The organism is Arthrobacter sp. Bi83, from assembly GCF_918698095.1.
GTDB lineage: Bacteria > Actinomycetota > Actinomycetes > Actinomycetales > Micrococcaceae > Arthrobacter.
The window spans coordinates 20,048-28,351 of the sequence record NZ_CAKKLY010000054.1 but is presented as its reverse complement, the minus strand read 5'-3'; the positions used below and the strand labels follow the sequence as shown (position 1 = coordinate 28,351).

At 67.5% G+C, this 8,304-nt stretch carries 7 protein-coding genes; 5 read left to right on the top strand and 2 right to left on the bottom strand.

The window, feature by feature from the left end; all coding sequences use genetic code 11:
- Positions 1-67: 67 nt before the first annotated feature.
- Entirely contained in the window at positions 68-886 is an 819-nt protein-coding gene (locus LQ144_RS19430; RefSeq protein WP_230120514.1) for a DUF1684 domain-containing protein, read from the top strand.
- A 3-nt stretch (positions 887-889) separates the two neighbouring features.
- On the opposite strand, the gene LQ144_RS19425 is transcribed toward LQ144_RS19430, so the two are convergent.
- Both LQ144_RS19425 and LQ144_RS19420 read right to left on the bottom strand, forming a co-directional pair.
- Positions 890-2,089 carry an acyl-CoA dehydrogenase family protein gene (locus tag LQ144_RS19425; protein ID WP_230120512.1) on the bottom strand — a complete coding sequence of 400 codons (1,200 nt, stop codon included), beginning with the start codon at positions 2,087-2,089 and terminating at the stop codon, positions 890-892.
- A complete protein-coding gene (locus LQ144_RS19420) occupies positions 2,086-2,895 on the bottom strand; it encodes an SDR family NAD(P)-dependent oxidoreductase (RefSeq protein WP_230120510.1) in 810 nt (269 codons plus the stop codon). The genes LQ144_RS19425 and LQ144_RS19420 overlap by 4 nt, the downstream gene beginning before the upstream one ends.
- Before the next feature lie 109 nt (positions 2,896-3,004).
- Between LQ144_RS19420 and LQ144_RS19415 the strand changes: the two genes are divergently transcribed.
- The 4 genes from LQ144_RS19415 (at position 3,005) to LQ144_RS19400 (ending at position 8,282) form a co-directional block, all read left to right on the top strand.
- On the top strand, positions 3,005-4,267 hold the full coding sequence (locus LQ144_RS19415; RefSeq protein ID WP_230120503.1) for a glycoside hydrolase family 76 protein: 1,263 nt from the start codon (positions 3,005-3,007) through the stop codon (positions 4,265-4,267).
- Positions 4,268-4,472: 205 nt separating this feature from the next.
- On the top strand, positions 4,473-5,519 hold the full coding sequence (locus tag LQ144_RS19410) for an iron ABC transporter substrate-binding protein (RefSeq protein WP_230120501.1): 1,047 nt from the start codon (positions 4,473-4,475) through the stop codon (positions 5,517-5,519).
- Positions 5,520-5,523: 4 nt separating this feature from the next.
- Positions 5,524-7,116 carry an iron ABC transporter permease gene (locus tag LQ144_RS19405; RefSeq protein WP_230120500.1) on the top strand — a complete coding sequence of 531 codons (1,593 nt, stop codon included), beginning with the start codon at positions 5,524-5,526 and terminating at the stop codon, positions 7,114-7,116.
- Positions 7,113-8,282 (top strand): ABC transporter ATP-binding protein, encoded by a 1,170-nt coding sequence (locus LQ144_RS19400; RefSeq protein ID WP_230120498.1) that lies wholly within the window; start codon positions 7,113-7,115, stop codon positions 8,280-8,282. The genes LQ144_RS19405 and LQ144_RS19400 overlap by 4 nt, the downstream gene beginning before the upstream one ends.
- Positions 8,283-8,304 lie beyond the last annotated feature (22 nt).

Genomic DNA, 8,304 nt, shown 5'->3' with positions numbered 1-8,304 from the left:
GGGTAAGGGCGGAATGACGTGCCTCCGCTTAAGGTTGTACAGGCAGCCACTCACCGTTGGAGGAACCATGAGCACCGCCCCAGATGCCCAGCTGGAACGCTGGCACCGCTTCCGGAACAGCCGCAACACCGCCCTCGCCTCCAGGCACGGCTGGCTCACGCTCACGTCGTTCCAGTGGCTGGAAAGCCAGCCCTCCGCCGTCGAACTCGCCCCGGGCCTGTGGTCAGCGGACGGCACGACGGCGACACTCACCGCAGTGGCGGCCGACGGGCTGACGTTCGTGGAGACCGGCGGGCCCGTCGACGGCACCGTCACCGCACGGCTCGCGGATGAGGAGTCGCTGATGTGGGTGCAGTTCGGTGGCGCGGACGGCACGCAGGTGGTGGTGGAACTGGCCATGCGTGCGGACAAATATGCCATCCGCACCCGGGATGCACAGTCGCCGGTTTTCACCGGGTTCGACGGCGTGCCGACCTTCGACTACCGCCCGGACCTGGTGGTCGAGGCCCGGTTCGAGGCGTTTCCCGAGCCGGAGGACGTTCCGATCGCCACGGCCAACCCGCTGGTGGACGGCGTGCACAGGAGTGTTGGCGAACTCGTCTTTCGGCTGCCCGGAAAGGACCACGAGTACCGGCTCCATGCAGAAGAGGAGAAGCTCGGCGCCCTGACCGTCACATTCCACGACGAGACCAACGGGGACACCACCGACGAGTGGCGCAAGGTGTCCACGGCCCGGCCCCGGCCTGACAGCTCGGTGATCCTTGATTTCAACCGCGCCATCAACTACCCCAGCGCCTTCACGCCCTACGGGACGTGCCCGATGCCGGTGAAGAACAACAGCCTCGACGTCCGGATCGAAGCGGGCGAAAAACAGCCCGACCCCTGAGCGTCAGGCGATCGCGGACACCCCTGTCAAGGCGCGGCCCACGATGAGCGTGTTGATCTCGTAGGAGCCCTCGTAGGTGTAGATCGCTTCGGCGTCGGCGAAGATCTTGGCCATCCGGTAGTCCGTGACGATCCCGTTGCCGCCAAGGACGGACCGCCCCATGGCCACCGTCTCGCGCATCCTGGCACTCGTGTAGGACTTGGCCAGGGCCACCTGTGCCATGTCCGCGGCACCCAGGTCCTGCAGCTGCGCGATCCGTACCATCATGCCCATGCTCGCCACGGCATTGCCCAGCATCGACACCAGCTGCTGCTGGATGAGCTGGAACTTCGCGAGCGGGCGCCCGAATTGCCGGCGTTCGACGGCGTACTGCCGGGCGACGTCGAACGCCGCCAGCTGCTGCCCTACCGCCTGCCATGCCACGCTGATCCGCGATCCGCGCAGCAGGGCGTTCGTATCCGCGAAGCTGTTGATGCCGGCAAAGCGGTCCGCCTCGAGAACACGGACGTCCTCGAACAGGATGTCGGCGTTCTGCACGGTCCGCAGTGCGATCTTGTTCTCGATCCTGCTCCGGCTCACACCGGGGAGGCCCGCGTCCACGATGAAGCCTCGGATTGCGCCGTCGGCCTCGTCGCGTGCCCAGACCAGCATGTAGTCACAGAACGTCCCGTTGCCGATCCAGCGTTTGGCGCCGTTAAGCACCCAGCAGTCGCCGCCGTGGTCCGCCCCTCCGACCACCCGGCGGGCCCTGGTCTCCATGCCGCCGGCGACGTCGGAGCCGTGCTCCGGCTCGGTCAGCGCGAACGCGCCGGTGGTGCGAAGGTTCGAAGCGTCGTCGAGAAGCCGGCTCCGCTGGTCCTCCGAGCCGAATTCGTAGAGCGATTCCACGAAGAGATCGTGGTGGACAAGGAAGAAAGTGGCGATTGAGGTGTCCACGCGGGTAATTTCAGCGATCACCAGCCCCGCGAACAGGTTGCTGTAGCCACGCTGGGCCGGGGTGCTGAGCTCCAGCGCGGCGAGCTTCGGCAGGAGGTGCGACGGAAATTCGGCCTTGTTCCACCACTCCGCCGCGTACGGGGCAATCTCGGCAGCGAGGAACTCCCGCAGCTCACTGAGCTTGCGCTGTTCCGGAGCGCTGAGCAGGGATTCGTAGTCGAAGAAGTCTGCCGTGGGCAGGGTTTCGAGGGCGGTCAGCGGCGTCATTTCGGGCCCATCCGGATGGCACCGTCGAGGCGGATGGTTTCGCCGTTCAGCATGGCGTTGTCAATGATGTGCGCGGCGAGGTTGGCGTACTCGGCGGGCCGGCCCAGCCGGGACGGATGCGGCACCTGCTTCCCGAGTGACTCCTGGGCCTCTGCCGGCAATCCGGCCATCATGGGCGTCTCAAAGATGCCTGGCGCAATGGTCACCACACGGATCAGCGATCGGGCCAGTTCCCGGGCCAGCGGCAGGGTCATGGCGGCCACGGCACCCTTCGATGCGGCATAGGCCGGCTGGCCGATCTGTCCGTCGAACGCGGCAACAGAGGCCGTGTTGATGATGACGCCGCGCTCTTCCCCGCCCAGCCCGGTGACCGCAGGCTCCGTGGCAGCCATCGCCGCGGCGGCCAGGCGCACCACATTGAAAGTGCCCACCAGGTTGATCTGGATGACGCGGTTGAAGGTCTCCAGCGGCAGGACGCCGTCGCGGCCCAGAACCTTGCCAGGGGTCGCGATACCGGCGCAGTTCACCACGATCCGCAGCGGACCCAGCGCCACGGCGGCGTCGACGGCGGCCTGCACCTGGGCCTCGTCGGTTACGTCGGTGGGGGCGAAGACGACAGTGTTCCCGCCGCCTGCGGCGCCCGCAGCGCGGCTGGCGTTCAGCTCACCGGCGTAAGACGCGCCGGCAGAGGAGCCGAGGTCCGCGAGCACCACTGATGCGCCGGCGTCGAACAGCCGACGGGCCGTGGCAGCGCCGAGTCCGGACGCCCCGCCCGTGATTAGCGCGACAGAACCCTTGATGTCCATACATCCTCCTTGATGCGGAAACCGGCGACCGGCGGCGAACATTAGTTAGTGAATGTTAACTGAAAGCAACCCCGGGCGCACCTTTCGCAGCATTCGCTAGGCTGGCGGGATGACCCAGTTCGACGCTTCCGCCGCCCCTGAGGACCGGCCCAGTCCCGGGAAGTCCGGCACGCCAACAGACTGGGCCGGCCGCGCCAATGAGGCCGCGCGGTCGGTCACCCACATATTCGGCCAGAGGCTGTTCTTCCTGCCCGGAACCCACATCGCCGCCATCACCCGCCCCTCGGGGCGCCTTCGGAACCTCGTCCGGCCGTGGCATTACTGGTGGCAGGCGCATTACGTGGACTGCCTTGTGGACACCGGCCGCCGCGAACTCGGCACCGCCGGCCAGCCTCCGGCCCGGTTCGACGGCGAACACCGCCCCGGCGCCGGCCAGCTCGCGTCCCGCCTGGTGACCGGCATCCGCCTGCGGAACTTCCTGACGTTCGTCAACAGCTATTACGACGACATGGCCTGGCTGGCCCTGTCCACCCTCCGGCTGGAGAAGCTGGCCGAGGAGAGCCGCAGGCCAACCCGCCGCCGCGACGCCCGGATCCGCAAGAGCCTGACGCTCCAGTTCGACTCGGCCTCCACCGACGACCTTGGCGGCGGCACGTTCTGGAGCAAGAAGCGGGACTTCAAGAACACCCCGGCCACGGCACCGGTGGCGCTCTACTATGCACGCACCGGCAACCCGGCCAGGGCCCAGGCGCTGCTGGACTGGCTCGACGCCAGGCTCTTCGATTCCGTACGCGGCCTCTACCTGGACGGCCTCCGGATCAGCAGGACCGGCGAGACAGTCCTTGAGAGTGCCATCTACACGTACAACCAGGGGCCCGTCCTCGGCGCCCTGCTGGAGCTCGGCGGCGCCAAAAACCTGGAGCGCGCCGCCGTGGTGGTGGATGCGGTGGCTCGCCATCTCACGGCGGAAGGGCCGCCGGGCACCGACGGCACCGGCGGCGCCAGTGCCGTCCTCCGCTGCGACGGAACGGGCGACGGCGGGCTGTTCACCGGGATCCTGACGCGCTACCTTGCGCTCGCCGCACGTGACGGACGGCTGCCGGAGGGCACCCGGGCCACCGCCGCCCGGCTGGTCACGGACACCGCCGAAGCCTTCTGGAACGGCCGCAGGACCGTATCCCCCGCCGAGCCGCTCGCATGGCACGGCGGGGAGGGGCGCCTGCTTTTCTCCTCGGAGCCGCGTCGGCGGGCCAGTGACACGTATCCGCCGGGGGCCGCCGTCGAACTTTCCACCCAGCTCCAGGCCTGGATGATCCTCGAAGCCGCGGCGGCAGTAGCCGCCGGCAAGCAATCCGGCACGGCCGCCCAGTAGGCCCGCCGAGCAGCCCCACCCAGCAACGAGACCGAGAATTACGTCACGCAACAGTTACGTAATTGATGTGATCCTTATCACTTTCAAGGCTTGCGGCTTGGTAGCTTAGGTATGGCTAACCTACAGTTTTTCGAGTGAGCTTCACCTAACTTCCCCAGCTCACAAGGACTGCGGTCCGACCAGACTTATGCAGAAAGAAGCCCCGATGAAGATCCGCAACAACGCGCTGGCCGGCATCGCAATCGCCGCCACAGCAGCCCTCGGCCTGTCGGCCTGCGGCTCCAGCGCCTCCCCGTCCGGCACGTCCTCCGCGGCAGGTACCAACGGCGAGATCACGGTCTACAACGCCCAGCACGAAAGCCTCACCCAGGAGTGGGTGGACGAGTTCACCAAGGAAACCGGCATCAAGGTGACCCTCCGTCAGGGTGACGACACGGAGATGTCCAACCAGATCGTCCAGGAGGGCCAGGCCTCCCCGGCGGATATCTTCCTCACCGAGAACTCCCCCGCGATGGCGCAGGTGGAGAACGCCGGCCTGTTCGCTGACGTGGACAAGGACACCGTCGCCCAGGTCCCCGAAGCGTTCCGTCCGAGCACCAACAAGTGGACGGGCATCGCTGCCCGCTCCACCGTCCTTGTGTACGACAAGACAAAGCTGACCGAGGACAAGCTGCCGAAGTCCATGCTGGATCTGGCCAAGCCGGAGTGGAAGGGCAAGTGGGCCGCTTCACCGTCCGGCGCCGACTTCCAGGCCATCGTTGCCGCCCTCGTCGAACTCAAGGGCGAGGCCGCGGCCGACGAGTGGCTCAAGGCCATGAAGGACAATGCCAAGGTCTACAAGGGCAACAGCACCGCCATGAAGGCCGTCAACGCCGGCGAGGTGGAATCCGCGCTGATCTACCACTACTACTACTACGGCGACCAGGCCAAGACGGCTGAGAACTCGAAGAACGTCTCGCCGTACTACTTCAAGAACCAGGACCCGGGCGCTTTCCTCTCGATCTCGGGCGGCGGCGTGCTGAAATCCTCGAAGAACGCCGACAAGGCCCAGGCCTTTCTGAAGTTCATCACTGGCAAGAAGGGCCAGGAGATCCTGCAGAAGGGCACGTCCTTCGAGTACGCCATCGCCTCGGACGTCCCGGCCAACGAGAAGCTGGTCCCGATCAAGGATCTTCAGGCCCCCACCGTGGACCCGGCCAAGCTTAACTCCCAGAAGGTCACCGATCTGATGACCAAGGCAGGACTGCTGTAATTCTGTGATCACCGATCCATCGGCGCCGGCTACGTCCGGAAGCACGACGACGGCGGGCCGGGGCAAGCGCCCCCGCCCGCCTTTCGGCGTATCCGCCGTCGTTGTCCTCGCAGTGCTGATCGCACTGTTTTCCCTTGTCCCGCTGGGCTATGTCGCCTTCATGACGGCAGCCACCGGCTGGGACACGGCAGCAGCGCTGATCTTCCGGCCGCGGGTCGGCGAGCTGTTGCTGAACACCGTGCTGCTGATCTCTATCACCGTGCCGCTGTGCCTGGTCCTGGGCGTGGGCGGCGCCTGGCTCGTGGAACGGACCAAGCTGCGCGGCCACAAAATCTGGGCTGTGCTCCTCGCGGCTCCGCTGGCCATTCCCGCGTTCGTGAACAGCTATGCGTGGGTGTCTGCCGTGCCGTCGCTCGAGGGCCTGTCCTCAGGCGTGCTGATCGCCACGCTGTCCTACTTCCCGCTCGTGTACATTCCGGCCGCAGCGACCCTCAGCCGGCTCGACCCCGCGGTGGAACAGTCCGCGGCGTCGCTGGGGCTCGGCGCCTGGCGGGCCTTCTTCCGGGTGGTCCTGCCGCAGCTGCGGATCGCCATGACCGGCGGCGCCCTCCTGGTCTCGCTGCACCTGCTCGCCGAATACGGCGCCTTCGCCATGATCCGGTTCGACACCTTCACGACGGCGATCATGGTGCAGTACAGGTCAACGTTCAACGGCACTGCCGGAAACATGCTCGCCAGTGTGCTCGTATTCTTCTGCCTGATCCTGCTGCTCCTTGAAGTCCGCAGCCGCGGCAATGCGCGGTACGCGCGGGTGGGCTCGGGCGCCCAGGCCAGGGCGCTGCGGCTCCCCCTGCGCACCTACCAGCTGCCCGCACAGCTGGCCCTCCTGGCGCTGACAGCCCTCGCGTTCGGGCTGCCGCTGCTGTTCGTGCTGCGCTGGATCGTCGCCGGGGGCGCCGACATCTGGACGGCCGGCGAGTTCATGCCGGCCCTTCTCCAGACGCTCGGCTATGGGCTGGCCGGCGCCGTGGCAACCACCGCCGTCGCGTTCCCCATGGCCTACCTGGCCGTGCGCCACGCCGGCTGGTTCAGCAAGGCCCTGGAACTGTCCAACTACGTGACGAGCTCCATGCCGGGAATCGTGGTGGGCCTGGCCTTCGTCACCGTCAGCATCCGGCTGATCCCCGATCTTTACCAGACGGCGGGCGTGCTGATTGCCGCGTATGTCCTACTGTTCCTGCCGCGCGCCCTGGTCAACATCCGCGCCGGGCTGGCTCAGGCACCCAAAGAGCTGGACGAGGCCGCACAGGCCCTCGGCAGCCCGCCGCTACTGTCCTTCCTCCGCGTGACTCTGCGCCTGACCGCACCGGCGGCCGCCGGCGGTGCGGCACTCGTCTTCCTGGCAATCGCCAACGAGCTGACCGCCACGCTCCTCCTCTCCCCCAACGGCACGCGTACGCTCGCCACGGAGTTCTGGAGCAAGAGCAGCGAAATCGACTACGCCGGCGCCGCGCCCTACGCCCTGCTGATGATCGTGATCTCGGCGCCCATGACCTATTTGCTCTTCCAGCAGTCCAAGAAAGTAGCGGGACAGTGACCGAACAATCGCCCTCCAGGCTTCCGGAACCCCGGATCTCGCCGTCAGTGGCGCCGAGCACCAACAGCCACCTGGTGATAGACGGCGTCACCAAGAACTTCGGCCCCCAGGCTGTGCTCAAGGGCGTCAACCTGTCCGTGGCCAAGGGCGGCACCACCGCCATCGTGGGACCCTCCGGATCCGGCAAGACCACGCTGCTCCGCCTGATCGCCGGCTTTGAGCATCCCGGCACCGGCACCATTTCACTGAACGGCACTCCGGTTGCGGGCGACGGCGTGTGGAAGCCCGCGCACAAGCGCCACGTCGGGTATGTGGCCCAGGACGGCGCCCTGTTCCCGCACTTGACCGTGGGCCAGAACATCGCCTTCGGGCTCAGCGCCTCAAAGCTCGACGGCGGGCGGCGCGCCGTGACCGCGCGGGTCAACGAACTGCTGGAGATGGTCTCACTGGACACGGGCATGGCCAAGCGCCGGCCGCACCAGCTCTCCGGGGGCCAGCAGCAACGGGTTGCCCTAGCACGGGCGCTGGCCCGCGAGCCTGAGCTCATGCTGCTGGACGAGCCTTTTTCCGCCCTGGATGCCGGTCTCCGGGTGGCCACACGCCGTGCGGTGGCCAAGGTGCTCAACGAGGCCGGCGTGACCACCATCCTGGTGACGCACGACCAGGCGGAGGCCCTGTCCTTCGCCGACCAGGTGGCCGTGATGCGCGGCGGCAAGCTGGCGCAGATCGGCAACCCGTTCGTCGTCTACACCCGCCCGGCGGACCGTGCCACCGCCGAATTCCTGGGCGACGCCGTCATCCTCGATGCCTGGATGGAAGGCTCCCTGGCCACCTGCTCGCTGGGCGGCATTCCTGTCCGGCGCCCGCCGGCCCAGGGCCGGGTACAGCTCATGCTCCGGCCGGAGCAGATCCGCATCGCCGAGGACGGCCCCATCCGGGGCGTGGTGGTGGACACCGACTATTTCGGCCCCGAGACCACCGTGCGGCTCAAACTGGCCGTACCGCCGAAGCTCGCCGGCGCCATGCCGGACCACCGCTACCCCGGCGGCGGCGAAGTGATCACCATCCGGCACTGGAACGCGTCCATCGCCCAGCCCGGCACCGAGCTGTGCCTGCGCGTGGTGGGCGAAGCGGTGGCATTTCCGCTCGACGGCGCCGGCGACTGAACGTCCAGCCGCTGATTGGGCC

Coding starts and splice junctions, on each gene's coding strand:
- LQ144_RS19410 (WP_230120501.1), top strand. CDS start 4,473: ATGAAGATCCGCAACAACGCGCTGGCCGGCATCGCAATCGCCGCCACA.
- LQ144_RS19420 (WP_230120510.1), bottom strand. CDS start 2,895: ATGGACATCAAGGGTTCTGTCGCGCTAATCACGGGCGGGGCGTCCGGA.
- LQ144_RS19415 (WP_230120503.1), top strand. CDS start 3,005: ATGACCCAGTTCGACGCTTCCGCCGCCCCTGAGGACCGGCCCAGTCCC.
- LQ144_RS19425 (WP_230120512.1), bottom strand. CDS start 2,089: ATGACGCCGCTGACCGCCCTCGAAACCCTGCCCACGGCAGACTTCTTC.
- LQ144_RS19430 (WP_230120514.1), top strand. CDS start 68: ATGAGCACCGCCCCAGATGCCCAGCTGGAACGCTGGCACCGCTTCCGG.